The sequence below is a fragment of the Paenibacillus sp. SN-8-1 genome, from assembly GCF_050995535.1.
GTDB lineage: Bacteria > Bacillota > Bacilli > Paenibacillales > Paenibacillaceae > Fontibacillus.
Genome location: NZ_CP194782.1, coordinates 510,493 through 535,026, shown reverse-complemented (window position 1 = coordinate 535,026; position 24,534 = coordinate 510,493). Strand labels below are relative to the sequence as shown.

Sequence of the window (24,534 nt, the reverse complement as noted above, 5' to 3'; positions counted from 1 at the left end):
GGACTAACAAGGATGGCTTCTACCTATTGATCGAAGGAGTGATATCCCGGTGTCTCTTACGCAAGTCTGGTCATGGCTGATCCAGCATCCCGCGGGGCCTTATCTGGCTGCCGTGACCGCCCTTACTTTCATAGCTCTCTATGCCGCGGCGCGGAGCAGCGCCTGGCGGGTAGAGCAGGCCCGGCTGGAGCGGCTTCGCCACAGCCTCGAGCTCTACAGCGCCGCAGCCGGCCCGCTGCAGCGTACACTAGAGCAGCGCGGCGCGGACACCGATGCGTCAGCGCTGCTCATGGACCGGCTGCAGGCGTGCAAAGCCGCGCCTTACCTGACCGCCGATCTGCAGGGCCAGATCGGCGCTTATCTGGCAGACGGGGACGAAGCCCGTCTACCGCTGCTCCATAGAGCCTTGGACCGCGAAGCTGTCCGGCTCATGGAAGAGCGGGCGAAGCTGCTCTCAAGAGCTGAGCAGCCCGGCTGGGGCCTCTCGCTGTGGCTGCAGCTTCGAGCCCTGCTGCCGTTCGCCTTCGCGGCAGCCGCGGTCCTGCTGACCGCCTGGCTGCTGCAGGCTCTCGGAGACGCAGCCGCTGCCGGCGGCAGCGATGCCGCTTGGACCCGCGCGGCGATCTGGGCGCGCTTCGCCTCCATCCTGCTCTCGCTGCTGCTGCTCTACCCGGTGCTGCTTGAGAACCGCCGCCCCGGGGGCAGCATCGTACTGCTGCGCCTGCTCTCCATCTTCATCGCCCTGCTGGCGCTGATTCATCTCGCAGGCCTGGAGACCTCGCTGTACGTGCTTGCCGTCCAGCTCCTGCTGTTCGTACTGGGCTTCAGCCTCACCGGCACGAAGCCCCGCAAGGCTCGTCCATTCGCCGGCCATTATGATGACGCGGCCATACAGACGCTGCATCTGGATACTCCCGGTGGGGCTGCGGACAATGAGGCTCGCCCCTTGAACGAATCCGAAGCCTCAAGTCCGGCAGACACAGAGGCCGCGAGCAAGAATTAAATGAGACGGTCTCGGCCCGTTCTTACGAACAAAGCCCCGTACTCCGGATTCCCTGACTTGAAGTTCAGGGGCCCGGAGTACGGGGCTTTTGTATACCTTTTTCATATCTCGCAGAGTGATACTCCGCTTATTTTATCTAAAGCTATCTACCGCGACCCGACTCACGTAAAGCTCTGGGCGAATGCTTGGAGCCTGTTGACACCCTGGCTCCACCGGAGGCACCTGACTCATACCGCTTGCGTTCCGTGCGTTCCATCTGTACAATCTGTCCCTCATGAACCACAATATTCAGAGAACCAAACTCCATGTCGCTTAGTAATCCCGCAATCCGATCCAACCACTCGCCGTCAACTTTTAATGGTTTGGCCATAGTCCGCGCCTCCTTCTTCCCGATGGACTTTTACTGCGATTAGTTATTCAGTCTATTCCGACCAATTAACTTTGTTTAATGTTACCATAGGATGGAAATTGCCGTCAATGCGCATTTTTGCGTGTAAACCAGCCTTTTAACACCAGTGTCACCAAAGCGAGTATAAGCAGCAGAGAAGCTACAGCGAACGATGCCGAGAACTGGTACTCATTATAGAGAATTTCAACATGCAATGGCAGCGTGTTCGTCTCCCCGCGGATATGTCCGGATACGACAGACACGGCACCGAACTCACCCATGGCTCTCGCATTACACAGAATAACGCCATAGAGCAAGCCCCATTTGATATTCGGCAGCGTAATTTTCCAGAATACCGTCCACCCTTTAGCCCCAAGTGTAACAGCAGCTTCTTCTTCCTGCTGTCCCTGATCCTCCATGAGCGGAATTAGCTCCCTGGCGACAAACGGGAAGGTGATGAACAAGGTAGCCAGTATAATCCCAGGCAGGGCAAAAACAACCTGTATATCATGGCTGTCCAGCCATCCGCCTAACCATCCATGTTCACCATACACGAGTACATAGATCAAACCGCCAATAACCGGAGATACCGCAAAGGGCAGATCAATCAGGGTGATCAGGAACTGCTTGCCGCGGAAGCGGAACTTGGTAATTGCCCAGGCTGCGGCCACTCCAAAAATCGTATTTAAAGGTACCGTGATCACGGCAACCAGCAGGGTCAGCTTCAGCGCGGACAGCGCATCAGGGTCCACAATAGCCGCTAGATATACGTCCCAGCCCTGCTTCAGTGCTTCTGTTATCACAACAATGAGGGGAAGAACGATCAGCCACAACAGCACTAGCGACGCCAGGCCAATAAGTGTCCACTTCACCCAGCCTGTCTCCTTTAATGATCTGGTTCTTACGTTCACTGAACTCCCGGGAGTCATAGGTACAGAACCGGCCATATTTATCTCCTCCTTCTTCAATCATGTTCATCTGAGCTGCCCCTTACAACCTTGCAAGGTCCGCCTCTCATACTGGAATTTACGGCCCTTAACGGGCTGTTTTACGTAGTCTGTGCTGAAGAGTATTAATAACAAGCATCAGCAGGAACGAAATCATCAGCAGAAGGAGGGCCACCGCGGTGGCACCCGCATAGTCGAACTGTTCCAGCTTCGACATAATGAGCAGCGGGGCAATCTCCGTCTTCATCGGCATGTTGCCCGAAATAAAGACCACTGAACCGTATTCCCCAATCCCCCGCGAGAAGGCCAGGGCGAACCCGGTCAGTAGAGCCGGATAGAGCTGGGGAAGAACCACGACCAAGAACGTTCTGACTCTACCCGAGCCCAGCGTAGCTGCCGCTTCCTCTACCTCTGATTCCAGTTCCTGAAGAACAGGTTGAACTGTTCTCACCACAAATGGAATTCCAATGAACATAAGCGCCAGCGTAATTCCAATCGGCGTATAGGCCACCTGGATACCCAGCGGCTCCAGCAGGGAGCCGATCCAGCCCTTATCGGAGTAGATCGCGGTAAGCGATACCCCGGCAACGGCCGTTGGAAGCGCAAAAGGAAGATCTATCATGGCATCAAATATGCTTTTACCGGGAAAATCGTATCTTACAAGAACCCACGCAAGAAGCAGGCCAAGCACCGCATCGATCAGACCTGCAGCCGCAGCTGTCAGGAAGCTGACTTTAAAGGATGCCAGAACCCTCGCATCCGTTGCAATATCCCAGAACTTCCCCCAGGTTAGTCCTGTAGAGTTCAGCAGAAGTGCTGAAAGTGGAATCAAAACCACTAAACTGAGATAGAGCACACTATAGCCCATAGTCAGCCCGAAGCCGGGAAGCACTCCCCGCTTGGTAGCTATTGTCTTCATGATTACTTCTCCCCTCCGTCTGTCCGGTCGGTATTATTTGCCGGGTACGTAGATTTGGTCAAATACGCCCCCATCGCTGAAATGCTCGGCTTGAGCTTTGGCCCATCCGCCAAACTCATCAATCGTGAACAGCTTAAGATCCTTGAAGGTGTCCTTATACTTCTCCTTCACACTGTCCAACGTCGGACGGTAGAAATTTTCGGCTGCGATCTTCTGGCCTTCTTCAGAGTACAGGTACTTCAAGTAAGCCTCTGCCACTTCACGTGTACCCTTCTTGTCTACATTTTTATCAACTACAGCTACAGGCGGCTCTGCCAGAATACTTTCGGATGGATATACAATATCCAGTTTGCCAGGACCTAGCTCCTTCATGGACAGCAGGGCTTCGTTCTCCCAAGCAATGAGTACGTCGCCGATCTCACGTTCCACAAAGGTTGTTGTTGCACCACGAGCTCCCGTATCCAGGACAGGTACATGCTGATACAGCTTCTGAACAAATTCCTTCGCTTTGTTCTGATCATTATTGTTATGATGGAGGGCATAACCCCAAGCGGCCAGATAGTTCCAGCGCGCTCCACCAGAAGTCTTAGGATTCGGTGTAATGACTTTGATATCCCCTTTAATCAGGTCATCCCAGTCCTTGATTCCTTTCGGATTGCCTTTGCGCACCAGAAAGACAATAGTTGACGTATAAGGCGAGCTGTTCTTTTCAAACTTGCTCTGCCAACCTTTATTAATGAGACCTTTCTTCTCAATAGCATCAATGTCGTAACCCAGCGCCAAGGTGACTACGTCGGCTTTCAAACCATCGATAACCGCCCGTCCCTGCTTGCCTGAGCCCCCATGAGATTGCTTGATCGTAACCTTCTGGCCTTTCTCTTTCTCCCAGTAGGCGGAGAATGCCTTGTTGTAATTTTCATAGAGTTCACGGGTTGGATCATAGGATACATTCAGCAGCTCCACGCTATTATCGCTTTTCCCTGAGCTTGATCCGCATGCGGCCGTCACCATAGACATAGCCAACACCAGACTGACAACAATCCCCTTTTTCAAACCTCTCCTCATTCCTATCACTCCCCTTTAATTGAATTCTTATCTCTGAAAATGATCCCGTTCATGCGTCATCTGCTCATTCATAGAAGTTTCTGTGAACGACAAAGAAACGCTGTAGTGCCCCGTGTCAAACCGAGCGGCTGCTCGTGCCTGCCAAGTCCTCTAGAGCGTTTCTCCATCTTTAACTACCTGGAAGCTAAATTTAAAATTAATCCTACCTGTTTAGTAAGTTATGTTTGTTATTTTAATTGTATGCCGCGTATATTGTCAAACCTTTTTTGCGTCACTTCGCTAAAATATTTCACCGTCCAAACACACAGCAAAAAACCAGAGCAGGGAAAACCCTGCTCTGGTTTTTTGCGTGCGAATTTATAGTTATAATTTCATCTGTCTAACGCGGGCTCGAACTACAGAATCTGAAACACGCGGTCTACTTGCCCGCCTAGCAAAGTTCAAGATCTTTCGCTATCATGGACCCACCGAGCAAGCGTCAGTGTAGACAATTACAGGAGCGCCAAGCGAAAATCAGACAGCTCTACTATCGGGTAGAAGTCCGATTAGCTTTGAGCTGGCCTGGCCAGCGCGATGCAGACTGGCTTGCTAAGGCTTAGCTCATGCCCGGTCTCCCGCGGGATGCCTGTCTCGGCATCGAGACGAAAGCTGACCAGGTTATCGCTGTATTGATGGGCCGCCAGCAGATAGCCGCCGGGAACAATCAGGAAATGGCGCGGTCCTTCGCCACCGCTGGATACCCAATGAGGATCAGATAGCTTACCGCTCTCTTGGTCAATACAGTAACGCACAATGCTGTCATGACCGCGGTTCGAGCCATACAGGAAGCGTCCACATGGGGACACAGCCACTTCCGCACTGGTGGTCTCTGCCGTGAAGTCTTCCGGGATCGTTGATATATGCTGGAGAATCCCCAAGTCCCCCCGGGGCTCATCCATAGAATAAGCGGTCACCGTATTGTTCAGCTCATTAATTCCGTAAGCCCACTGACCTGAAGGATGAATTTTGAAGTGTCTTGGACCTGAGCCTGGCGGCAATTTGATCTCCTTATGTGTCACAAGCTTGCCGTCCTCGATACGGTAGATAACGATCTGATCCATGCCCAGGTCCGATACGTAAGCGAACTTCCCGTTGCGGTCCGGCACAATGGAGTGCGTGTGGGCGGCTTCCTGTCGGTCTTCACGCTGTCCCTTGCCCACATGCTTGACCCGGGAGGCTAGCTCCTTAATCGCCCCGTTCTCATCCAGGTTATAGCTGCTTACCTCTGCGCTCATATAGTTAACAACGAATAACTGCCCTTCCGGCCCTGAAGTATAAGATATGTAGCAGGGCGCAAATCCGCCTGTGGACTCACGGCTCAGTTCCCGTAGGCTTCCATCTTCCTGGTTAATTTCATACGCGGCAACTTGTCCATCCTCCAGCTCAGCAACGGAATACAGCCTCGTTCCCTCTTCGTTAACAATAACAAAAGAGGGATTCTCGATCCCGGAGGTGCTTTGAAGTAAACGAAGCTCCCCAGTCTCCTTATTTAAGGCAGCAAGATGAATTCCACTCTCCTCAGCCGAAGCATAACTGCCCACATATAACAAAGTTTCGTTGTCCTGGTTTCTGTTCGTCATATTCCACAGGTCTCCTTTTGTTCATATATAATTAGACTTCTATATTCATACTTCGTTCCCTACTAGTTCACTCTACATGATATAGGAAGGTGTCCAATTCTATATACCCGAATAGAGCAGCGTCATCTCGGTATTCCTTTCTTTTATTCAACCCTGAAGCGTTATTGTGATATAATAAAAAACAGAATTGTTCATCTATTGAAAGGGGCCTGAATTTATGCAGCTCAGTCCTACGTATCTACAAATCGCCGCCACAGCGGGCACTTTGATTATGGCCCTGCTAACTATATTCATTCGTCTCAAAGCGAGCAAAAAGCCCATAACGATCAAGAAGATTATTATGCCCCCGGTGGGTATGACGACCGGGTTCTTCATGTTCATCGTGCCTGCCGTTCGGATTCCCTGGTTATGGGGAATTGCCGCTTTTGCTGTCGGATGGTTGTTATTCTCTTACCCGCTGATCCGCAGTACCAAGTTCGAAGTCACCGAGGGTCAGGTATTCGCACAGCGTTCCCGCAGCTTTATTGTAGTTCTGCTCGGACTGCTCGCCGTTCGGATGCTGCTTCATGAATTTATCGAACAATATGTCTCCGTACCGCAGACAGGCGCCCTGTTCTTCCTGCTGGCTTACGGAATGATCCTCCGTTGGCGGTTATTCATGTGGAAGCATTACCAGACTATTCTTAAGACACAATCTCCAGTAAATCATTGAGACACGAGGCTATCCTTAATGGGTAGCCTTTTTTAGTTTTTCCACCTTTAGAATTAGCAACATTAATCCCACTTGACAAGTAGGTTTTCCACTCGCATAATCGTTATAAATTTATTATAAGAAGGAGCATGGTACGTATGACGCAACGGAAGGTTGATCATGTCGGAGTAGTGGTTCGGGATATTGAGGCATCGATCCATTTTTATACCGAGGTTCTCGGACTTGAGCTAAAGGGGACCCTTCTTCATTCCAACGGGATCTTTAAGCTGGCTTTCCTTGGGTTTGGAGGCAGCGATGAAACGGAGATTGAGCTGATTCAAGGCTACAGCGATAAGCTGCCTTCCGAAGCGACCGTGCATCACTTCGCTATTACCGTTCCGGATATTGAAGAGGAGTTTAAGCGTATTAAATCGTTCGATCATGTACAATTCATTGATTCAGAAATTACCACACTGCCTAACGGTTACCGTTATTTCTTCATCTATGGCCCGGAGAAGGAATGGATTGAGCTGTTCCAGCGCTAAGCTTAAGATCTATCTATGCAATGAACAAGGCTGGCTTGTATCCCAACATAAAAGGCCACCGTATGAAGATACGGCGGCCTTAGTTGGTATCAGATTTACTGATCGATCTGAACACCCTTCTTGAGGGACTTCATATCGGCGTTGTTATTAACGAGCAAGGGAAGCATCTTTGAACTCTTCTCCATCTCAGAAGAACATAGAGGGCAAGCAGGAGTGTAGTCAAACGCAAAATTATCCCTCATCCATCCGTTACAACTGTCATTGGTGCACGACCAAATCGGTGTGATCTCCTCAGGAATTTCTTCTAACGTTTTTTTTCGATAATTCATGATTATCCTCCTTCTGTTCCTACCTCTAAAAGAAAAAACTGCCCCTAACGCACACGTTAAGGGCAGTATGGTTTGCGTTACAGTTTTACAACGTTTTCAGCTTGCGGTCCGCGGTTGCCTTGAACAACGTTGAATTGTACGCGCTGTCCTTCGTCAAGAGTTTTGAAACCTTCGCCAGTGATTGCGCTGAAATGCACGAATACATCGTTGCCGCCTTCAACTTCGATGAAGCCAAAGCCTTTCTCAGCGTTAAACCATTTAACTGTTCCTGTTTCCATTTGGGGTAGCCTCCCTAAAAGTAAAAAAAATTAATATGCTCCTTTTTTCCATAAAAAAATTCACACATTGAAAAAAGTTCCAGCTTGTAAGTGACACTCTTTTCAATATGAGAATATCGCTCTGGGAGTCAATTAATTTAATTATAAACCTGTTTCCAGCAAAAAGCAAATACGAACCAACATGGTCTGGAAAAAATGGAATAAAAAAGGCGGCCATTTGGGATGCCAAATCGCCTGCCTTGATTCGCGCACAAAACCCGGTGCACTTCCCCGGGTCTGTGGATTAATACTTGAGTTATTATGCGGTCCAGACCTGACGATCGGAGCCCTTGGATACGAACTCGATTCGCGTAGGCGTCAGCTTGATCACTACATAATCAGGATCATTCGGTCCGTCCAGATACTGCTTGAAGTCATCTCTCCAGACTTTAGATTTCAGGCTCTCCTCACTGCTGACAGTCGCCTCGCCCTCGATCTCAACAATATCTCCCGTTCCTCCCTGCTCAAAACCAAGCAGAAGCGCGGCCTTGGGGTTGTTCTGAAGCTCTTCCACCTTATGCGTCTTCCGGTCGGTAGCCAGGTATACAGTTAGTCCCTCGTGGTAAATGGCCATGTAACGCACCTTGGGGCCACCGTTCTCGACGGTTCCAAAGGAACCAAACTTATTTGCCTTCAAGGCTTGCTCTATTTGCGATTCCAATTGCTGACGGTCCATGTCAATTGCTCCTTCCTGATTCAAAAAATGGCGCTCATCGTTAGTGTACCCACAGGCAAGTAAGATGAACCGTTCATTCCCCCATTTACTGGACAAGGTCATAGGGTGGGACTATAATACTTCTAGTAATAACTTCAAACACCCGGGGAGCTGGAATTCGGCCGGCTGAGAGTGCATCCCCAAGATGCTAACCCGTATACCTGATCTGGATAATGCCAGCGTAGGAACGAGAAATGTTTGGTAATTCCATTCTTTCATGCGCGCGAAGGCGTCCTGTCCAGGACGCCTTTTTTCCTTTGCATTACACCATTAATATGGAGTGAACTATAGTTCATTCCATTTAACAATCCGGGTTGAACGGTCAGGAACCAGGGTAGAATTTCAAAGAAGAAGGGGCGAATACAAATGAAGAAGAGAACATGGAGTCTGCTTCTGCTATGCTGTGTGATCGTACTTACAGCTGCAGGCTGCGGAACTTCAAAGCAAGGCAGCGGAAGCACTGCAACCGGCACCGAGTCAACTCCGACTGCCGAGAAGCCAAAGGAACTGAAGGATATCAAGGTCGTGCTCGACTGGACTCCAAATACGAATCATACCGGCCTTTTTGCTGCCAAGGAGCTTGGTTACTATAAAGATGCTGGACTGAATGTGGATATTATTCAGCCCGGAAGCGGGTCGGCCGATACGATGATAGCTTCCGGTGCAGCCCAGTTCGGTGTCAGCTATCAGGAGAGCATTACCCAAGGCCGTACACAGAACGTGCCGCTGGTATCCCTTGCGGCAGTTATCCAGCATAATACCTCAGGTTTTGCTGCGCCTGTCGACCGCAAGATCAAATCTCCAAAAGACTTTGAAGGAAAGAAATATGGCGGTTGGGGCTCTCCTGTCGAGGAAGCTGTGATGAAATCCATCATGGAGCTCCAGGGTGCTGATGTCTCCAAGGTTACCAATATCAATATTGGGGACGCCGATTATTTCACAGCCGTGAAGCGGGATGTTGACTTCGCCTGGATCTATTACGGCTGGACCGGCATTGAGGCACAGCTCCGCGGACAACCGCTTGATATGCTCTATGTCAAAGACTATTCAGACAAGCTTGATTATTACACACCGGTCATCGCTTCCAGCGAGAAGGTCATCGCCAGCGACCCGGAAATGGTCAAAGCCTTCATGAGCGCGACCTCCAAAGGTTATGAATATGCGATTGACCACCCCGAAGAAGCAGCCAAGATACTGCTCAAGGCCGCACCGGACCTGGACGAGAAGCTGGTTGTTGCCAGCCAGAAGTGGCTGAGCCCCCGGTACAAGGATGACGCGCCGCGTTGGGGAGAACAGAAAGAGTCCGTATGGAAGAACTATTCCGATTGGATGTATGAACGCAAGCTGCTGGATAAGCCGCTGGATGTAAGCAAAGCATTCACCAATGATTACCTGCCTGAAGCTAAGTAAGACGGGCAGTTAAAGATAGGCTCATCGCCTAAGCACTTATCCAGTTAAATAGGAAGGAAGATCAACCATGGCCAATACTCTGCTAAGTATACAAATCATTCCGAAGACCCCGGGCGGCGAAGACGTTATCCCTTATGTTGACCGGGCCATCGAGATCATTCAGGCTTCCGGTGTGAAGCATCAAGTGAACGCGCTTGAGACTACGATGGAAGGTGAACTGAGCGAACTCCTGGATATTGTGAAGAAGATGAATGAAGCCGTAATAGAGTTCGGAAGCCCAAGCATTATTTCGCAGATTAAAATTCTGTACACACCGGAAGGTGCGAGTATGGATAAGCTGACGGAGAAATACCGTCCATGAGATCCTGGTTCAAAATGGTATGGCCGCCCCTTGTGGCGGTCATCTTGTTTATTCTCGTCTGGCAGATCGCGACTTCCGTATTCGCTATTGATAAATGGGTGCTTCCGAGTCCTACCGATATTGGAAAGGAAGCAGCCGCTGATCCGGCAAATCTATGGGCCAAGACCCTATCCACTCTTCAGCTCACCCTACTCGGTCTCGTTATTGGCCTTGCTGTAGGACTTATCATTGCAATTGCACTTCATTTCATACCTATATTGAAATCAGCCCTGTATCCGCTGATCATTCTAAGTCAGAACATTCCCACGATTGCGCTGGCTCCTCTACTGGTAGTCTGGTTCGGCTTTGATCTGACGCCGAAGCTGATCATTATCACGCTGGTCTGCTTCTTCCCGGTTGCTGTCGCAACTCTTGACGGACTGTCCCGGACCGATCATGTGATGCTGAACTACATGAGGATGATTGGAGCCAGCAAAGGTCAAATTTTCAGAAAGCTGGAGCTTCCCTATGCGCTTCCTTCCATCCTATCTGGCGTGAAGATTGCATCAACCTACAGCGTGATGGGAGCCATTATTGCGGAATGGATGGGAAGCGGAACCGGCATCGGCCAGTATATGATGATGCAGAAGTCTTCCTTTCGGACAGACCGGATCTTTGTCGCCATTATGATTATTGTTGTCATGAGCCTGCTGCTGTTCACACTTATTGTACTGCTGGAGAAGTGGTTAATCCGCTATAAGCCTGAGCGGGAGAAGCATTGAGGAGGGAAGAACATGGACAAGACACAAGCTGTACAAGAACCCTCTATTCAGGTTCCTGCATTGGAGGTTCGGGGAATCAGCAAGAGCTATCGGGAGAAACGGCGGGAGCTGCCCGTTCTGAAGGACGTCTCTCTCTCCGTAGCCCCGGGTGAGTTCGTATCCATCGTCGGTCCTTCAGGCAGCGGCAAGAGCACCTTGTTCCATCTTATCGGCGGCCTGACCGAGCCGGATCAAGGCCAAATTCTGCTGCAAGGCCAAGATATCACCGGGAAGAAGGGGCATATCAGCTATGTTCCCCAGCAGCCGGCTTTATTTCCTTGGCGGACCATTGAAGACAATGTCATCCTTGCGATGGAAGTATTCGGTGTTCCAGTTAGGGAAGTCCGGGAGGAAGCGCGCAAATGGATGCATCGCGCAGGACTTGGCGGATTTGAGAACTCCTATCCGCATAAGCTGTCCGGCGGAATGCAGCAGCGCGCCTCCTTCCTTCGCGGGCTGCTGGGCAGGCAGGAGGTTATGTGCCTGGACGAGCCCTTCAGTGCGCTCGATGCACTGACTCGCAGTGACATGCAGCACTGGCTTTTGAATATTTGGGAAGAGAATAAGCGCTCCGTCCTGTTCATTACGCATAATATTGAGGAAGCCTTACTGCTGTCGGACACCGTATATCTGTTCTCCAGCCGTCCGGCAACGGTGCTGCACAAAGTTAAAGTTCCCTTCCCAAGGCCGCGCCGGGAGGAGATCGCCGAGGACGCCTCCTTCCTTGCCCTGAAGAGAGAACTGACACAGTACATGCGGGAAGAACAAAAGAAAATGCTTGAAGGAAGCCGGTGATCATAGTGAATAAGGTAATCGATGCTCATATTCATCTTGATTCATATGAAGAGCAGGACCGCACAAAGCTGCTGAGTGAGCTTGCAGCCAGCGGTGTAGAGTCGTTAATTGCTGTTTCAATGAACCTGGAATCCTCTCAGATGAACCAGAAGCTGGCGCTGCAATACCCCGGCATTGTTCGGCCTGCATATGGTTTTCACCCTGAGCAGGAGATACCATCTGGGAACGAAATAGGCAAGCTGATGCAGTGGATGGAGCAGCATGCCGATCAGATGGTGGCTGTGGGCGAGATTGGCCTCCCCTATTACTCCCGGCTTGAGGCGGCGGAACGCGGTGAAGAATTTGACGCGGCCCCATATCTTCATCTATTGGACAGGCTTCTCGCCCTGGCTGCCCGGCTGGGTAAGCCAGTCGTCCTGCACGCCGTCTATGAGGATGCGGATATCGTCTGCGACCTGCTGGAGAAGCACCGGATTACCCGGGCTCACTTCCACTGGTTCAAGGGTGCCCCGCACACGATTAAACGTATGGCAAGCCAGGGCTACTATATCTCGTTCACCCCGGACCTTCTCTATGAGCCGGAAATTATAGAGCTGGCACATCGTTATCCGAAGCATCTCGTGATGGCTGAGACGGATGGGCCGTGGCCTTTTGAAGGACCATTCGAGGGTCAGATGACCCACCCAGGGATGGTAAGAGAAGTCATCGCAGCTTACGGGGCGATTCATGGAATCACACCCCAGCAGGCGGAGACGATGCTGTACGCGAATACGAAACGATTTTACTATTAAATGTGAACATTAGCTGCTATGCCCTTGTCCTTTGTCTTACATCCCTGCTTATGAGAAAAAGCCCTCTAATCGAGGGCTTTTTCTCATTCATATCATTAATGCTTCATCCTATATTTTTTTCCGCTATCAATTTCATAATTGACGATAGGTGTACTTCACTAACTGTAGGGTAATCTAAACAAAAAGCTAAAATGAGAGGGGAGCATTTCTTGAAGGTACTGTCGATGATTCAGCCTTGGGCAAGTCTCTTTGTTTTCGGGGAAATCAAATATGAGACAAGATCGTGGAGAACACGTTACCGCGGACCGCTTGCAATTCACGCCAGCTTAAGAACGGACAAGGCAGCTTGCCGTGATGAACCTGTATTCTCAGTCCTTGCCAAGCATGGATATACCGAGACGAAGCTGCCGACTGGCGTAATCCTGGCAACTTGCCGTCTTGTAAATTGTTACCGGGTTACCAAGAATAGCGGGGAATCCGCAGTATTGGAGGAGGGTCAAGAGGTTAAAGGTAATGACTACCTGCTCGGTGATTACAGGGTGGATCATTTCGCTTGGGAAGTTGAGGATATGACCCTGCTCCCTGAGTTCATTCCAGCGAAGGGACAGCTTGGACTTTGGGAGCACCCCATTCTCAGCTGAGCCTGCTCTTCATTAATCGAACAGCTCACGAAGCATTTTATCCTTATTACTCAGAAATTCCTTCATAATGATGTAGTGATCCGTCTTCTCTAATGAGGTGACCTCCATTCCTTCAGCCGTCAGGTTATACATAATGGAATCCGGATAAGCCATAAGAATCGGGGAATGCGTGGAGATAATGAACTGGGAATTCCGCCCTACCAGCTCATGAATCCGCGCCAGCATGGCCATCTGCCGCAGTGGGGACAGCGCGGCCTCCGGCTCGTCCAGTATGTAGAGACCCCGCCCTCCGAACCGGTGGATGAAGGCGGCAAAGAAGGATTCCCCATGCGACTGCTCGTGCAGCGATTTCCCGCCATAGGAGTCTATAATTGGTGGAGCATCAGAGAACTCTCGGTCCAGCACACCTATATTCGTCGCTAGATTATAATAGCTCTCCGCCCGAAAGAAGAACCCGTCCCGGGGCCGGTTCCTCCCGCGAACCAGCCGGATATGCTCATGCAGCGGAGAGTGCGTCGCTCGTGTTGAGAAATTGAAGTTCTTCGTTCCTCCTTCAGGATTGAAGCCCCAGGCAACAGCCATAGCCTCCATCAAAGTAGACTTGCCCATTCCGTTCTCCCCGACGATATACGTTACCTTGGGGTGAAGCTTCAGACTGTGCAAATTCCGTACCGCGCCCAGATTGAAAGGATACTGCTGGTAAGAGGGAATCCGGCTCCTATCAAGCTCAATGCTCCTCACGTACGCATCCACCTCATAAATGCTCATCCAGAAGATCACTCCGTTCTATCTCAAATAATTAATCCCACTCGGCCAATCTCCAATTTACATTATATCCCATATGACACAAAAAAGGACCGGAGCTATTCGCTCACGATCCTATTTGTTCATATACAAGAATTCGGCTTCGCCGTTTCTCCATTCGACGTTTGGCTGTTTTGTTATACAAAAACTGAATGACATAATAAGAGATTACACCCAGCACAGCGCCGAAGATGCTCATCCCGATCAGGATATGCAGTCCGCCGTGAAGCACATCTCGGATAGCGGAGAAGTCCCCTTTGAAGATATCCATAATCGAGGCCTCATGAATCATGCCCTTATGTCGGCTTCCATGCAGCGGATAGATCCAGGAACCGAGCTTCCTTGCAAATGGCATCAACAGAATCGGAAGAAACGTCAGCTTGCCAATAACATTCCCGATAATGGCAGCTGGTACTGAACCACCGGACAGCTTAACGACAGGATAAAAAATTAAGTAGACCAGGCACGCCGACGAGATAACGATCATCTCCAGGGCGAATCCGATCGAGAAGCCGAGGGATACCTTCTTCACACCGCCCGGTGTACGCAGCAGCTTAAGGAAATTCAGTTTGAAGGCACGGTATATTTTATTGAGAAATTGCTTCTTGTTCGAGTGTTTCTTGTTCATGGCAGACTCCTTAATCTCTACAACCCTAATCCATATAGAAGGGCTTTTCTTAGGATAATAAGATTATACCATATAAGAAGCCGCACTTCCTATCGCAGCTCTATTCAATTGGAGCGGAGTTATCTCTCATCGCCAGAGTCTGGAGTCCACCATGAATAAAGCCCTCCTGCGCCTCATATACAATGTGCCCGTTTCAGACATCCGTAGATTGGAATATTTCCTTCTGTCTCATATTTATATGAGGGATTCAAGAATATTGTAAATTAAAAAGCGGCCCGGTGAGGTGCCGCTCTGTCATTCACTTTAATTCAAAGCCTCTCTTCTGCAAGAACTCCCGCATATGCAGGCGCGCTGGCTGAGTCAGCTTCTCGGCCATCAGCTCCGACCAAGGCGTGTCCTTCTGCCCTCCAGTACGTTCTCGCAGATACTCGGTCATCGTCTTGTCATAGATCTCCACTTGCGCTTCTGTCTTGTCCGTATCATATTCGTCCCAATGTAGTACCGCCGATACCGGTAATCGCGGACGAAGACCCGGCTCCTGATCCGGGTACCCCAGGCACATCCCAAACACGGGATAGACCAGATCCGGCAGCTCCAGCAGCTCGGCCACCTCGGCAATCCGGTTCCGAATTCCGCCGATGTATACAATTCCAAGACCTAGCGACTCGGCGGCCACAGCGGCATTCTGCGCGGCCAGCGCGGTATCCACCGTGGCGATAATGAAGTTCTCGGTTACATCCTCATAGGAATCCTGACCAGGACGGTGCCTTTCAGCCGAATATTTCAAGCGGTGCAGGTCCGCACACCATACCAGAAAGACTGGGCATTCCCGAATATAAGCCTGATTTCCTGCGAGCTCGGACAGGATTCCTTTTCGCTCCGTATCTGTTATGGCAACAACGCTAAAGGCTTGCACATTACTGGAGGTCGAGGCAGCCTGGCCGGCGCTGATGATCTGCTCCACCATACTCTTACCCAGCGGCTTATCTTTGAATTTCCGGATAGACCGATGCTTTTTGAGCAATGCGATTGTGTCGTTCATGCCTCTTTCACTCCTAACCCTCTAAGAATAAATTTCACCGTTTGGTCCGGGATTTGTTCCGGGTTCATCTCTTCATCTGCAATTAAGCGTTCAAAATCATATACCCGTTTGTGGGCAAGTGCTGCCCCTATGACCATAAGCAGCGTATTACTAAGCGAGTCGAACTCGAATATGCCGTCTTCTTTTCCCTTGAGCAGCAGCTCTCTTACCTTGCTCCATACGGGATATAAGAATTCCATCACAATATCCCTGCGGGGGGAATCCATCATCACTTCCTGCTGAACGATACTGCTGAGCTCTCTATCCTGAAAGGTGAAATGGATAATCTCCGAGATGAGCAGGCGAAGACCCGAAATCGGGTCGCTCAGCTGCTCGCTGTAGTCGCTCATTAACCTTCCAGGGAAGAACTTCTCGAACAAAGCGGTGTACACCTTTTCTTTTCCCCCGAAATGATAAGAAATAAGCGCCACATTGGCCCCTGCTTCCTCACAGATCTGCCTTACACTCGTGCCTTCATACCCCTGTTTGGCAAAAAGCTTCCTGGCGGACAGCAGAATACGCATCTTGATGTCGCAATCGTTATGATTCATTCCCTTAGATCCTCTCTAATAATTCTAGTCCCATTATGCGACTTTGAAACCGCATACGCAAGGCTGGCCAAGGTGAAAAAGCCTGCCTCCGGCAGGGTCAATCCCGGATGGCAGGCATCTATCACCTATATAAGACGCAGTTACTCCTTACCTACATGTCTTGTTTGACTTTGACTGCGTCTTATATAATATCTTCCTTAAGCTTACACCGCAGTTGCAACCGGATCTGTGGATAGCTCCTTGGTCTTATCTGACTTCGGCTCCCGCTTCAAGGCAACTCTTAGCAGGCTGACTCCAATGCTTATCAAGCTAATGAGCAGTAGAGCTACAGCTTTCGGTCCAATTGCGGGTCCGCCGAACTGAAGATTCATCAGACCCTCGACCGCATAAGAAGCCGGCAGGAATTCACCAATGGATTGGTAAGCATCGCTTAGCAGCTGGCGCGGCACCATGGCACCTGAGCTTACAAGCTGCAGGGACAGCATCGTTACATTGACCAGCATTCCAGCCATTCCGAACAGAAAGAGGAACATTTGCGAGAATAGCATAAAGGTCAGGACGAACAATCCAAGGAACATCCACAGGCTTATAAATCCATGCGCAGCCTGGCCGCCAAGCGCCATCACAAGGGATGAGCCCACCAGCGATACGATTACAGCGGACAGCACATTCAGTAGAATACGGGCTCCAAACAGCTGCCATTTCGAGGTACCCGGCTTCATCATCATAGCGCCCTGCTGGACGTTCATACCCATAATCATAGCTCCGACGAAGGAGGCAAGCACCAGCATCATCGGCACCATCTGATTGTTCATGCCATCGATCTTGTTCGTAAAAGTAAATTCGGAATTCACCCGCGCAGTCAGCGCAGCGGAGGTTGCTCCCGCCTGTGCGGCAGGCACTTTAAGCTGTTCGAGAACAGCCTGGGTTCCCTGAGCCGCCGCACCCGCATTCACGGAGGCGGTTATTGAATTCGCCGCACTCTGCATCGCGCTCTTGACGGTAACAGGGTTCGATTCGTTAATCGTATATTTAAGCTCAGCCTGCTTCCCGGGAGTCTTTAGGTTCTCGCTGAACTGCTGCGGCACCGTAACGATCATTTGAACTTCCCGGCTGTTCAGGCCTTCACTCGCCTCAGCCGCACTCATCGATACGACCTGGAAAGGAAGCTTCCCCTCAAGCTGCTTACTCAGGGACTCCCCAAACTTCCCATCCTCATTCACAACCGCGATCTTGAATTCCTTCACCCGGTCATTGACTCCATTGTATCCAGTCATCCATACCAGGCAGAAGATGACCTGGAACGCCAGAGCCATTACCACCCCAACAATCGTCTGCGGCTTCCTGATCAGTCCTTTAAAAGTATCCAGCATGTAACTTATCTCTCCTCTTTGTCTTTTCTCTAAGTTTTAAACAGTCATTTAAAACATTTGTTTAAAATATACTCTGGCTGAATCTTCCTGTCAACCATTACATGAAAAAAAGTGTGCGTTTGATCACAAAAAATAGAGTACAGGGGGCCTGTACTCTATTTACCGTATGCAGTTTAACTGCGAGACGATCAATAGACTGAATAGGAGCATAAAGGTTCTAAAGCCATTCATCGACGATTAGAGCCGCCTACATCCCATAGAGTAAATTAGTCTGCATCATTTCTATTTCTGTTTATCCAACCATACACAATAAAAATAACTGCAATAATATAAAATATTGCTGTTAAGTAATCAGATGGACCATCGGTTTTTGAGATATGCGCAAGGTCTTTACTTATTTGACTTAGGAAATACGTGATAACAATAATCAAAGTTCCCGCAGTAAGACACAGCATTCTTTTCACGTCTAGGTCCCCCTTTAAAGTGCTGCTCAGTAACTGTCATTTTAAATTTAAGATGAGATCATAAGCTGAACCAACATGTAGATCGCAACGACCCAGATGACGATGGCAGAAATTTTGTTTATCAGATTAAGAATTCCTCCGGCCCGGTCCAGACTGCCCACCCATCTTCCAGCAGTAGCGAGCGACATGAACCAGAGCCAGGACACGGCCATGGTTGCCACGGTAAATCCCCATCTATCATTTCCTTCATAACGTAAAGCACTTGTTCCGATCACGCCTACAGTATCCATAATCGCATGGGGGTTAAGCAGTGACACCGAAATGGCGAACAGAATCTGCTTGCGTGCAGGCAGCCTCACTTTATCAGACGAGGCTGGCCTCGGGGCACTTGTCCAGATGGACCAGCCCATATAGAGCAGGAACAGGACTCCAGCAGCGAACAGGATCATCTTCAGCCAACCCATAGACAATAGCAGCAGAGATACTCCATACACCGCCATCAAAATTAACAGTGAATCACACAAGGAGGCTGCCACAACCACCGGAAGGGCTCCTGTCCATCTGGATGCGCTGGCGCCCTGATTAAATACAAATACATTCTGTACCCCCAGCGGCAAAATAAGCCCTAGAGCTAAGATCAACCCATGCATAACAGCTTCTAACATATTAGCGACCTCCAAATTCCACAAATCCTTTTCAAGCTGCCCTGCAGGCTTCTTGGTAGGACTAACCGTAACTGCCCATCTAAATAAACGCCTTTCGTACAAGACTGTGCTTCTGTCTATATTTAGTGTACCTTCCATTTCACCATTTTGGCTCCATCCATTTGGATGGTTAATAACCCAACCAAGTTGTATACTTGGTTATATAATCAAGGGTTAAAACACTACCTACTATCTTGTACAAGGAAAGAAGGAACAACAACTTATGCAGCAAGGCTCGTGGAAGCCGAACCGGCAGTCCGATCTGCCGCTCCATCTTCAGATCGAACAGCATATCAAGGAGCGAATCGCGAGCAGCGAGTGGCCGGTTGGCACCCGGCTGCCGTCCCAGCGCAGCCTGGCAGCCTCCTTCGGCGTCAACCGCAGCACCGTGGTCACGGCGCTGGATGAGCTGACTGCCGCCGGGCTGCTTGAAGGCAACCGTGGCGGCGGCACGCGGGTGGTAAGCGGGACGTGGGGCATTCTCGCGGCATCGAAGCCGCCGGACTGGAATGCCTACGTCAGCGCCAGCATCCACCGCCCGAACCTGCCGGCGGTGCAGGAGATCAACCGGGCCGAATTCCAGCCCGGTATCATTCGCCTCGGCACCGGCGAGCTATCGCCGGAGCTGCTGCCGCAGGCCGGAATGCAGCGCCTGCTGCGGACAATGGCGCAGCACCGTGCGCCGGACCTCGGCTACGGCGAGCCCGGCGGCGACCCGCGCCTGCGGGAGCTGATCGCAGAGCGTCTACGCGCGCTCGGCATCACGGCTTCGCCCCGGTCGATCCTTATCGTCTCCGGGGCACTACAGGCGCTTCAGCTTGTATCCCTCGGGCTGATGCAGCCGGGCTCTTCCGTGCTTCTGGAGCGGCCTTCCTATCTGTATTCTGTCCCCGTCTTTCAGTCCGCGGGCATGAAACTCCGGGGCATTCCCATGGATGCTGAAGGAATCCGGGACCAAATGATCACGTCCTATGCCCGCCAGTCCAGTGGTGCGCTGCTCTACACGATCCCTTCCTTCCATAATCCAACTGGCATCCTTATGAGCGAGGAACGGCGGAACCGGCTGCTGGATGCTTGTTCGGAAGTCAGCCTGCCGGTGCTGGAGGATGACGTATACCGGGAGCTATGGCTGGAAACACCGCCTCCGCTGCCGCTGAAATCCCTTGACAAGAAAGGGATGGTCGTCTACATGGGCAGCTTGTCCAAGGTGGTAAGTCCCGGCTTGCGTATTGGCTGGATTGCAGGGCCAGAGCCCGTAATTGACAGGCTTGCCGATCTCAAAATGCAGACGGATTACGGCTCCAGCCAGCTGTCCCAATGGGCCGCGAGGGAATGGCTCTCCAGCAGTATGCATGAAGAGCATATGGATTCGCTCAGAGACAAGCTGAGGGCCCGCCGGGATGCGGCCGCAGCTATGCTGGACAAGCACTTTCGGGACTTGGCCGAGTGGCAGCTGCCACAGGGAGGATTCTATATTTGGCTGAAGCTGCATAACGCCCCCGCTCCCCGGCTGCTATTTGAAACTGCGCTTAAGGAGGGTATCCTGCTGAATCCGGGTCATCTATATGATCCTGAAGCGGTAGATTGCCTGCGCCTGTCCTATGCCTACGCGCGGATGGATGAGCTAGAACGGGGAATTTCACGGTTAGCGGCGATAATCAGACATTTAACTACTTCCGACAAATAATCTTCAAATCCCGATCAAGTGAGATAGCAATTTTCCCGTCCTCAAATATCGTGATGTTCTGTCCAGTTGCAGACCAACCTTCAGGATTAACGTGAAAATTTCTCATTCCCTCAAGACATACAAAATGATCTTGTTGGGCTACACCGTTAATGATTCTTCTAGTTGAGTAATTTGGAGAAGCTGTATGGTGTACATGTAGTTGATTAATCTTTCGAGTTACAGCCTGTTTTTTAAGCCAGTCCCTAAACTCGGAACGTTCCAATAAGAGAAAGTGACCTTGTTGTTTCATAATTGTTCTCCTTTCAGTGGTCTTCTAGACACAACAAAAGAGCCACTCGTGATTTGCGAATGACTTTAAAAATATTTATTAAACAGCTGTTGGAAATTTAACTTTAAAGCTTGTTCCTCTAACTCAACCAACAGATACTCTTTTAAATCTAGTTCTTCCATCATTTTATTTATTAACGCATTTATACTCTTGTACTTATATATTCCCCATATAGGCAATTCTCGGAAGTCCACGACAGTAAACTTGGAAAAATACTTCTTCTTTAAATCGCATATCGAATTTTATACGCAGAAGAATAGCAAAGAATCACGGTATGTACGAATTAGTAGCATTATTTCAAGTTTTACGAATTGCAGATATTATTCCTTTTCGACTATTTTTCTATCAATTACACCTTTCACCTTACTTAGACAAAAATGGTTTGTTATAGTCCTATTGTAAGTTACTATTAAGAAAACCAATTTTTGGAGGTAATCAAATGCTAAAAATGAACAAGTTAGGGAAGAAGCTATTTGCAGGTACATTGTCTTGTGTCATACTTCTTACAGGAGCCACTAGCGCATTCGCGGACAATGCTACTACTTCCTCAACGCCTGTACAAAAAACTATTGTTATACCTTCTGTTGTCCCATCTGTTGTACCATCAAGTGATCTAATAACAAGTATCCAACCTGCGCCCAGTAACGGTAACGGACAATTTGAAACAAACGGAATCAAATCATGGATTACAAAAAAAGCTCTTCAAGGCGTGGCATCAGCACTAAGAGCAGGCGCGAGAAATGAATGGGTACAAAAAATTATTGTAGACTACCTTGATGCTGGTTCCGCAAAAGTTTTCAGGAATAATTTAAGTGGCATCGCCGATATGCTCGACGAAATAGTTGCAGCTGGAAACTTTGCGGAAAGCTACGTAAAAAGAATACTTTGGGAAGGGTTGGAGGAAATTACGGGCGAAAAGTCTGTTTCCTTTCAAATTGCCGATGCAGTAACGGCTATTATCTTCTTTTTACTCTAAAATAGGGGGATATATGTTGGAAAACGAATTACTAGCGCAACAGAAACGCATTGATGAGTTGGAAACACAAGTTGCAAGCTTAAATAGTAACTTGCAACGACTAGCGATGATTTCAAAAGTCGATGAAAAGTACCCGTATTGGCATAGGCTTGTTCAATATCAATTTTCTGAATTGCAAAGATTGGATTTAGAATTTGTACTTTCTATTATGTCGGACAGGCTTAATGGCATAAATATTGTCGTGAACTCTTCCGATGAACAGGACGATCTTCCTTTCGATGTGGACTCAGAAGATAGGATTGTTTCTTTCCAGAAGGCGTTGAAATATCCCAAGGTTCTCTTTAACAATGAACTTCCAACATTAGAAGAAGTCCAAGGCATCTACAAGCTATTAGGTATATGCGGTGAACATCGTACAACGGATATACTTAAAGCAATGTACGATCAAGGACTGTACAAAAAAATAATTAAGCAATTATTATCTATAGCTGATTAATTGAATTGTAAAGGGACGGGGAGCATACCCGTCCCTTTTACGTTTGTATTTAACGTTATCAATGCCCCTCTCATCATTCACCATTTCCAGCTGTGAACGGCAAGCTGCTTTGGTCGAAGGACCTAGATAAAAAAGTTGCGGAAGCCATCCAAATCGGTGACCAGGATATCTATGCGCTGGCGGGCAATAAGCTGGTGAAGCTGGCCGCTGCTAATTCAGGCGGATCGGACAATCCGGGAAATCCGGCATCCAGCCTCAAATTTGACTCCGAGGAGTACAGTATCAGCCGGGGAGACACCTTTGACACGGTCGTAACCTGGTATGACCAGAATGGACAAGCTGTCAATGTAAGTTCCAGCGCTACCTACAGCTCAAGCCGTCCTGATGTTCTGACCATTGACGCACAAGGCAATATTACCGCTATCAACCGGGGAACGGCTGTTATTACAGCCAAATACGGGGATAAGACCGTTTCTGCACTCGTAAATGTTTATTAAATTAACCCAAGGGACCTTGCTATGAAGTTCGCCCTGTGTCAGGAGTATCCTGACACAGGGCGAATTCAGCAAAGGTCCCTATTATTTACACGTTAAACTCATGTCCTTCCTGCCGCCGACCATAACAGGATTTGCAATCGTATGATTAGGATCTTGTCCCCATACGACACTCAAAATTAAAAGTCCAATACAGCCTCTCTATTAGGACGTTACCTTAGTGCTGTCTAAGCCCACCGAGCTCTGCAGCTTCTTTTATAGTCGAGGGTTCATTGCAGTGGCGCTTCGTCTCCTGTACACCCAAGTCCATACCGCTGCCGCTCCAATGAATCCATAGAATACCAGGTTAGAGACTCCGAGGAACACGGCTATAGGCAGGGTATACACCAGAAGGGTTCGAACAGCTGCTTCAAGCAGCAGTGCAGCCCCCCATACAGCGGTCATAATTCGGAATACCCGCCGTACCTGAGGCTTGTGCCAGCCCTCCTCATATCTCGCAGCGGTCTCGGGAGATACGAACCGCTTGGCAAGCCCATAGATCAAAGGTCTGTTCAGCAGGAGTGACAGCAGAAAGGCCGCTCCCACCGCCCCCGTTACAATGGAGCCCCGAACAAGAAGCACCCGTTCATCGCCGCCCATGAATGCCAGCAGCGCTGCAAGGACGAAGGAACCCAGCATGAGTGAGCCGAACGTATCGAGCCGCCGGTAGCGAATGAGATACACGATATTCTCGATTAAGGGAAGAAAAGCTGCCGCCGACAAAGCCGTGAAGCTTGAGAAATGGCGGATTAGTATAAGGTAGACGAGCCAGGGAAGGAGTGCATTCAGCAGCACAGTAACAATAATCTGCGGGAGCCATGCACGCCAGGGCAGAGCCGATTTCATGGATATGGATTCACCCGATTCATTAGAAATCTTTCTCCTGCCATTATACCGTCTGTACCTATGCTCGCCTACTGTCTTATTGCAGAGATTTAAAAAGAAGAGCAAACACATCCTGGGCATCTAGAGTTAATGCCCCTTCACCTGCGACTACATTCTGAACCCGCAGTCCGTAGGTAAAAATCATGAACATCCCTGCCATCTTCGCAGCATTAATCTCTGCCGGAATTGCACCGGCCTGCTGACCGGTTAGAATCCAGCGTTCCGCTGTCGTATGGGTGTATTGATATACATCACGCAGAATTGCAGCCACTTTGGGGTTATCCGCCTGACTCAGCAGGTAGGTAAAAATCGTGTTGGTTACATTCTCTTTATCCATCGTGTTCATCAGTCCTGAGGTAATAGAAAGTATCGGCGTCTTGGCATCCCGCTCTGCAGCAGAAGATACAGCTTCTTTGAACCGAAGGTTCATGGATTCAATCTTGGATTTCAGAATGAGCCCGAACAGCTCATCCTTGCCCGATACATAGTGGTAGATGGCCCCTTTAGAAAGTCCTGATCGTTCAATAATGTCTTGAAGCGTTGTCTTACGGCAGCCTTTCTCCCGGATCAACTCTTCGGAAGAAGTAAGTATAAGCTGAAAGCTCGCATTGTGCGGTGTAGATTCGTTCATGGGCACCTCCCCTAAGTTTGAAGGCGATCAGATGCTCATCATGCTCCCAGAAGAGAC

The 24,534-nt window shown here is 49.6% G+C and carries 31 protein-coding genes and 1 riboswitch; of the genes, 13 read left to right on the top strand and 18 right to left on the bottom strand.

Going from position 1 to position 24,534, the window contains the following annotated elements:
* Positions 1-49 precede the first annotated feature (49 nt).
* The gene (locus ACRRNK_RS02630) at positions 50-1,003 is read left to right on the top strand and encodes a hypothetical protein (RefSeq protein WP_433945274.1); all 954 of its coding nucleotides are present in this window, start codon (positions 50-52) and stop codon (positions 1,001-1,003) included.
* Positions 1,004-1,145: 142 nt separating this feature from the next.
* Here the strand turns inward: ACRRNK_RS02630 and ACRRNK_RS02625 are convergent, their stop codons facing one another.
* The 5 genes from ACRRNK_RS02625 to ACRRNK_RS02605 all read right to left on the bottom strand — a co-directional run bounded on the left by ACRRNK_RS02625 (position 1,146) and on the right by ACRRNK_RS02605 (position 5,941).
* Positions 1,146-1,373 carry a YezD family protein gene (locus tag ACRRNK_RS02625; protein WP_433945273.1) on the bottom strand — a complete coding sequence of 76 codons (228 nt, stop codon included), beginning with the start codon at positions 1,371-1,373 and terminating at the stop codon, positions 1,146-1,148.
* A 104-nt stretch (positions 1,374-1,477) separates the two neighbouring features.
* Positions 1,478-2,338, bottom strand: coding sequence for a sulfate ABC transporter permease subunit CysW (gene cysW, locus ACRRNK_RS02620; RefSeq protein WP_433945272.1), 861 nt, complete (start codon positions 2,336-2,338; stop codon positions 1,478-1,480).
* Positions 2,339-2,426: 88 nt separating this feature from the next.
* On the bottom strand, positions 2,427-3,257 hold the full coding sequence (gene cysT, locus ACRRNK_RS02615) for a sulfate ABC transporter permease subunit CysT (protein WP_433945271.1): 831 nt from the start codon (positions 3,255-3,257) through the stop codon (positions 2,427-2,429).
* A gap of 33 nt (positions 3,258-3,290) precedes the next feature.
* The gene (locus ACRRNK_RS02610; protein ID WP_433946779.1) at positions 3,291-4,274 is read right to left on the bottom strand and encodes a sulfate ABC transporter substrate-binding protein; all 984 of its coding nucleotides are present in this window, start codon (positions 4,272-4,274) and stop codon (positions 3,291-3,293) included.
* 593 nt (positions 4,275-4,867) lie between these two features.
* A complete protein-coding gene (locus ACRRNK_RS02605) occupies positions 4,868-5,941 on the bottom strand; it encodes a lactonase family protein (protein WP_433945270.1) in 1,074 nt (357 codons plus the stop codon).
* 217 nt (positions 5,942-6,158) lie between these two features.
* Between ACRRNK_RS02605 and ACRRNK_RS02600 the strand changes: the two genes are divergently transcribed.
* A complete protein-coding gene (locus tag ACRRNK_RS02600; RefSeq protein WP_433945269.1) occupies positions 6,159-6,653 on the top strand; it encodes a CcdC family protein in 495 nt (164 codons plus the stop codon).
* Positions 6,654-6,790: 137 nt separating this feature from the next.
* The gene (locus ACRRNK_RS02595) at positions 6,791-7,177 is read left to right on the top strand and encodes a VOC family protein (protein ID WP_433945268.1); all 387 of its coding nucleotides are present in this window, start codon (positions 6,791-6,793) and stop codon (positions 7,175-7,177) included.
* A gap of 95 nt (positions 7,178-7,272) precedes the next feature.
* On the opposite strand, the gene ACRRNK_RS02590 is transcribed toward ACRRNK_RS02595, so the two are convergent.
* From ACRRNK_RS02590 to ACRRNK_RS02580, 3 genes are all read right to left on the bottom strand, one after another.
* Complete coding sequence (locus tag ACRRNK_RS02590) at positions 7,273-7,506, bottom strand: cold-shock protein (RefSeq protein WP_127199052.1); 234 nt, start codon at positions 7,504-7,506, stop codon at positions 7,273-7,275.
* A 77-nt stretch (positions 7,507-7,583) separates the two neighbouring features.
* Positions 7,584-7,784, bottom strand: a complete 201-nt coding sequence (locus ACRRNK_RS02585; RefSeq protein WP_009223993.1) for a cold-shock protein — start codon at positions 7,782-7,784, stop codon at positions 7,584-7,586.
* 298 nt (positions 7,785-8,082) lie between these two features.
* Positions 8,083-8,499, bottom strand: a complete 417-nt coding sequence (locus ACRRNK_RS02580) for a pyridoxamine 5'-phosphate oxidase family protein (protein WP_433945267.1) — start codon at positions 8,497-8,499, stop codon at positions 8,083-8,085.
* Positions 8,500-8,632: 133 nt separating this feature from the next.
* Positions 8,633-8,743, top strand: a riboswitch (TPP riboswitch).
* Between the two features lie 161 nt (positions 8,744-8,904).
* On the opposite strand from ACRRNK_RS02580, the gene ACRRNK_RS02575 reads away from it, so the two are divergent.
* The 6 genes from ACRRNK_RS02575 (at position 8,905) to ACRRNK_RS02550 (ending at position 13,336) form a co-directional block, all read left to right on the top strand.
* The gene (locus tag ACRRNK_RS02575) at positions 8,905-9,948 is read left to right on the top strand and encodes an ABC transporter substrate-binding protein (RefSeq protein WP_433945266.1); all 1,044 of its coding nucleotides are present in this window, start codon (positions 8,905-8,907) and stop codon (positions 9,946-9,948) included.
* Positions 9,949-10,015: 67 nt separating this feature from the next.
* Positions 10,016-10,309, top strand: a complete 294-nt coding sequence (locus ACRRNK_RS02570) for a thiamine-binding protein (protein ID WP_433945265.1) — start codon at positions 10,016-10,018, stop codon at positions 10,307-10,309.
* A complete protein-coding gene (locus tag ACRRNK_RS02565; protein WP_433945264.1) occupies positions 10,306-11,070 on the top strand; it encodes an ABC transporter permease in 765 nt (254 codons plus the stop codon). The genes ACRRNK_RS02570 and ACRRNK_RS02565 overlap by 4 nt, the downstream gene beginning before the upstream one ends.
* 12 nt (positions 11,071-11,082) lie before the next feature.
* Positions 11,083-11,904 carry an ABC transporter ATP-binding protein gene (locus ACRRNK_RS02560; protein ID WP_433945263.1) on the top strand — a complete coding sequence of 274 codons (822 nt, stop codon included), beginning with the start codon at positions 11,083-11,085 and terminating at the stop codon, positions 11,902-11,904.
* 5 nt (positions 11,905-11,909) lie between these two features.
* The gene (locus ACRRNK_RS02555) at positions 11,910-12,695 is read left to right on the top strand and encodes a TatD family hydrolase (protein WP_433945262.1); all 786 of its coding nucleotides are present in this window, start codon (positions 11,910-11,912) and stop codon (positions 12,693-12,695) included.
* Between the two features lie 209 nt (positions 12,696-12,904).
* Positions 12,905-13,336, top strand: coding sequence for a 2-oxoglutarate dehydrogenase E1 (locus ACRRNK_RS02550; protein WP_433945261.1), 432 nt, complete (start codon positions 12,905-12,907; stop codon positions 13,334-13,336).
* A gap of 12 nt (positions 13,337-13,348) precedes the next feature.
* On the opposite strand, the gene ACRRNK_RS02545 is transcribed toward ACRRNK_RS02550, so the two are convergent.
* The 7 genes from ACRRNK_RS02545 to ACRRNK_RS02515 form a co-directional block, all read right to left on the bottom strand.
* Positions 13,349-14,104 carry an AAA family ATPase gene (locus tag ACRRNK_RS02545; protein ID WP_433945260.1) on the bottom strand — a complete coding sequence of 252 codons (756 nt, stop codon included), beginning with the start codon at positions 14,102-14,104 and terminating at the stop codon, positions 13,349-13,351.
* Between the two features lie 103 nt (positions 14,105-14,207).
* Entirely contained in the window at positions 14,208-14,768 is a 561-nt protein-coding gene (locus ACRRNK_RS02540) for a DUF2062 domain-containing protein (protein WP_433945259.1), read from the bottom strand.
* Between the two features lie 298 nt (positions 14,769-15,066).
* The gene (gene nfsA, locus ACRRNK_RS02535) at positions 15,067-15,810 is read right to left on the bottom strand and encodes an oxygen-insensitive NADPH nitroreductase (RefSeq protein ID WP_433945258.1); all 744 of its coding nucleotides are present in this window, start codon (positions 15,808-15,810) and stop codon (positions 15,067-15,069) included.
* A complete protein-coding gene (locus tag ACRRNK_RS02530) occupies positions 15,807-16,400 on the bottom strand; it encodes a TetR family transcriptional regulator (protein ID WP_433945257.1) in 594 nt (197 codons plus the stop codon). Before ACRRNK_RS02530 ends, nfsA begins: the two co-directional genes overlap by 4 nt.
* Before the next feature lie 203 nt (positions 16,401-16,603).
* The gene (locus ACRRNK_RS02525) at positions 16,604-17,773 is read right to left on the bottom strand and encodes a YhgE/Pip domain-containing protein (protein ID WP_433945256.1); all 1,170 of its coding nucleotides are present in this window, start codon (positions 17,771-17,773) and stop codon (positions 16,604-16,606) included.
* A 266-nt stretch (positions 17,774-18,039) separates the two neighbouring features.
* Positions 18,040-18,237 carry a hypothetical protein gene (locus tag ACRRNK_RS02520; protein ID WP_433945255.1) on the bottom strand — a complete coding sequence of 66 codons (198 nt, stop codon included), beginning with the start codon at positions 18,235-18,237 and terminating at the stop codon, positions 18,040-18,042.
* A gap of 47 nt (positions 18,238-18,284) precedes the next feature.
* Positions 18,285-18,902 (bottom strand): LysE/ArgO family amino acid transporter, encoded by a 618-nt coding sequence (locus ACRRNK_RS02515; RefSeq protein ID WP_433945254.1) that lies wholly within the window; start codon positions 18,900-18,902, stop codon positions 18,285-18,287.
* 262 nt (positions 18,903-19,164) lie between these two features.
* Between ACRRNK_RS02515 and ACRRNK_RS02510 the strand changes: the two genes are divergently transcribed.
* Positions 19,165-20,628: a PLP-dependent aminotransferase family protein gene (locus ACRRNK_RS02510; protein ID WP_433945253.1), complete on the top strand. Its 1,464-nt coding sequence runs from the start codon at positions 19,165-19,167 to the stop codon at positions 20,626-20,628.
* Here the strand turns inward: ACRRNK_RS02510 and ACRRNK_RS02505 are convergent.
* Positions 20,612-20,917, bottom strand: coding sequence for a hypothetical protein (locus ACRRNK_RS02505; protein ID WP_433945252.1), 306 nt, complete (start codon positions 20,915-20,917; stop codon positions 20,612-20,614). The two genes, ACRRNK_RS02510 and ACRRNK_RS02505, sit on opposite strands and share 17 nt — an antisense overlap.
* A gap of 478 nt (positions 20,918-21,395) precedes the next feature.
* Between ACRRNK_RS02505 and ACRRNK_RS02500 the strand changes: the two genes are divergently transcribed.
* The 3 genes from ACRRNK_RS02500 to ACRRNK_RS02490 all read left to right on the top strand — a co-directional run bounded on the left by ACRRNK_RS02500 (position 21,396) and on the right by ACRRNK_RS02490 (position 22,925).
* A complete protein-coding gene (locus ACRRNK_RS02500; RefSeq protein WP_433945251.1) occupies positions 21,396-21,932 on the top strand; it encodes a hypothetical protein in 537 nt (178 codons plus the stop codon).
* Positions 21,933-21,945: 13 nt separating this feature from the next.
* Entirely contained in the window at positions 21,946-22,428 is a 483-nt protein-coding gene (locus ACRRNK_RS02495) for a hypothetical protein (protein WP_433945250.1), read from the top strand.
* Between the two features lie 92 nt (positions 22,429-22,520).
* A complete protein-coding gene (locus ACRRNK_RS02490) occupies positions 22,521-22,925 on the top strand; it encodes a hypothetical protein (protein ID WP_433945249.1) in 405 nt (134 codons plus the stop codon).
* A 252-nt stretch (positions 22,926-23,177) separates the two neighbouring features.
* Here ACRRNK_RS02490 and ACRRNK_RS02485 read toward each other — a convergent pair whose 3' ends face one another.
* Both ACRRNK_RS02485 and ACRRNK_RS02480 read right to left on the bottom strand, forming a co-directional pair.
* Positions 23,178-23,807, bottom strand: coding sequence for a VC0807 family protein (locus ACRRNK_RS02485; protein ID WP_433945248.1), 630 nt, complete (start codon positions 23,805-23,807; stop codon positions 23,178-23,180).
* A 76-nt stretch (positions 23,808-23,883) separates the two neighbouring features.
* Positions 23,884-24,477 carry a TetR/AcrR family transcriptional regulator gene (locus tag ACRRNK_RS02480; RefSeq protein ID WP_433945247.1) on the bottom strand — a complete coding sequence of 198 codons (594 nt, stop codon included), beginning with the start codon at positions 24,475-24,477 and terminating at the stop codon, positions 23,884-23,886.
* Positions 24,478-24,534: the final 57 nt, after the last annotated feature.

Bases quoted from the DNA above. Each gene is read 5' to 3' on its own strand.
- ACRRNK_RS02530 (WP_433945257.1), bottom strand. From the start codon at position 16,400: ATGAATCATAACGATTGCGACATCAAGATGCGTATTCTGCTGTCCGCC.
- ACRRNK_RS02580 (WP_433945267.1), bottom strand. From the start codon at position 8,499: ATGGACCGTCAGCAATTGGAATCGCAAATAGAGCAAGCCTTGAAGGCA.
- ACRRNK_RS02625 (WP_433945273.1), bottom strand. From the start codon at position 1,373: ATGGCCAAACCATTAAAAGTTGACGGCGAGTGGTTGGATCGGATTGCG.
- ACRRNK_RS02545 (WP_433945260.1), bottom strand. From the start codon at position 14,104: ATGAGCATTTATGAGGTGGATGCGTACGTGAGGAGCATTGAGCTTGAT.
- cysW (WP_433945272.1), bottom strand. From the start codon at position 2,338: ATGGCCGGTTCTGTACCTATGACTCCCGGGAGTTCAGTGAACGTAAGA.
- nfsA (WP_433945258.1), bottom strand. From the start codon at position 15,810: ATGAACGACACAATCGCATTGCTCAAAAAGCATCGGTCTATCCGGAAA.
- ACRRNK_RS02540 (WP_433945259.1), bottom strand. From the start codon at position 14,768: ATGAACAAGAAACACTCGAACAAGAAGCAATTTCTCAATAAAATATAC.
- ACRRNK_RS02585 (WP_009223993.1), bottom strand. From the start codon at position 7,784: ATGGAAACAGGAACAGTTAAATGGTTTAACGCTGAGAAAGGCTTTGGC.
- ACRRNK_RS02595 (WP_433945268.1), top strand. From the start codon at position 6,791: ATGACGCAACGGAAGGTTGATCATGTCGGAGTAGTGGTTCGGGATATT.
- ACRRNK_RS02505 (WP_433945252.1), bottom strand. From the start codon at position 20,917: ATGAAACAACAAGGTCACTTTCTCTTATTGGAACGTTCCGAGTTTAGG.
- ACRRNK_RS02495 (WP_433945250.1), top strand. From the start codon at position 21,946: ATGTTGGAAAACGAATTACTAGCGCAACAGAAACGCATTGATGAGTTG.
- ACRRNK_RS02525 (WP_433945256.1), bottom strand. From the start codon at position 17,773: ATGCTGGATACTTTTAAAGGACTGATCAGGAAGCCGCAGACGATTGTT.
- ACRRNK_RS02605 (WP_433945270.1), bottom strand. From the start codon at position 5,941: ATGACGAACAGAAACCAGGACAACGAAACTTTGTTATATGTGGGCAGT.
- ACRRNK_RS02510 (WP_433945253.1), top strand. From the start codon at position 19,165: ATGCAGCAAGGCTCGTGGAAGCCGAACCGGCAGTCCGATCTGCCGCTC.
- ACRRNK_RS02480 (WP_433945247.1), bottom strand. From the start codon at position 24,477: ATGAACGAATCTACACCGCACAATGCGAGCTTTCAGCTTATACTTACT.
- ACRRNK_RS02560 (WP_433945263.1), top strand. From the start codon at position 11,083: ATGGACAAGACACAAGCTGTACAAGAACCCTCTATTCAGGTTCCTGCA.
- ACRRNK_RS02600 (WP_433945269.1), top strand. From the start codon at position 6,159: ATGCAGCTCAGTCCTACGTATCTACAAATCGCCGCCACAGCGGGCACT.
- ACRRNK_RS02575 (WP_433945266.1), top strand. From the start codon at position 8,905: ATGAAGAAGAGAACATGGAGTCTGCTTCTGCTATGCTGTGTGATCGTA.
- ACRRNK_RS02500 (WP_433945251.1), top strand. From the start codon at position 21,396: ATGCTAAAAATGAACAAGTTAGGGAAGAAGCTATTTGCAGGTACATTG.
- ACRRNK_RS02610 (WP_433946779.1), bottom strand. From the start codon at position 4,274: ATGTCTATGGTGACGGCCGCATGCGGATCAAGCTCAGGGAAAAGCGAT.
- ACRRNK_RS02590 (WP_127199052.1), bottom strand. From the start codon at position 7,506: ATGAATTATCGAAAAAAAACGTTAGAAGAAATTCCTGAGGAGATCACA.
- ACRRNK_RS02570 (WP_433945265.1), top strand. From the start codon at position 10,016: ATGGCCAATACTCTGCTAAGTATACAAATCATTCCGAAGACCCCGGGC.
- ACRRNK_RS02515 (WP_433945254.1), bottom strand. From the start codon at position 18,902: ATGTTAGAAGCTGTTATGCATGGGTTGATCTTAGCTCTAGGGCTTATT.
- ACRRNK_RS02485 (WP_433945248.1), bottom strand. From the start codon at position 23,807: ATGAAATCGGCTCTGCCCTGGCGTGCATGGCTCCCGCAGATTATTGTT.
- ACRRNK_RS02565 (WP_433945264.1), top strand. From the start codon at position 10,306: ATGAGATCCTGGTTCAAAATGGTATGGCCGCCCCTTGTGGCGGTCATC.
- cysT (WP_433945271.1), bottom strand. From the start codon at position 3,257: ATGAAGACAATAGCTACCAAGCGGGGAGTGCTTCCCGGCTTCGGGCTG.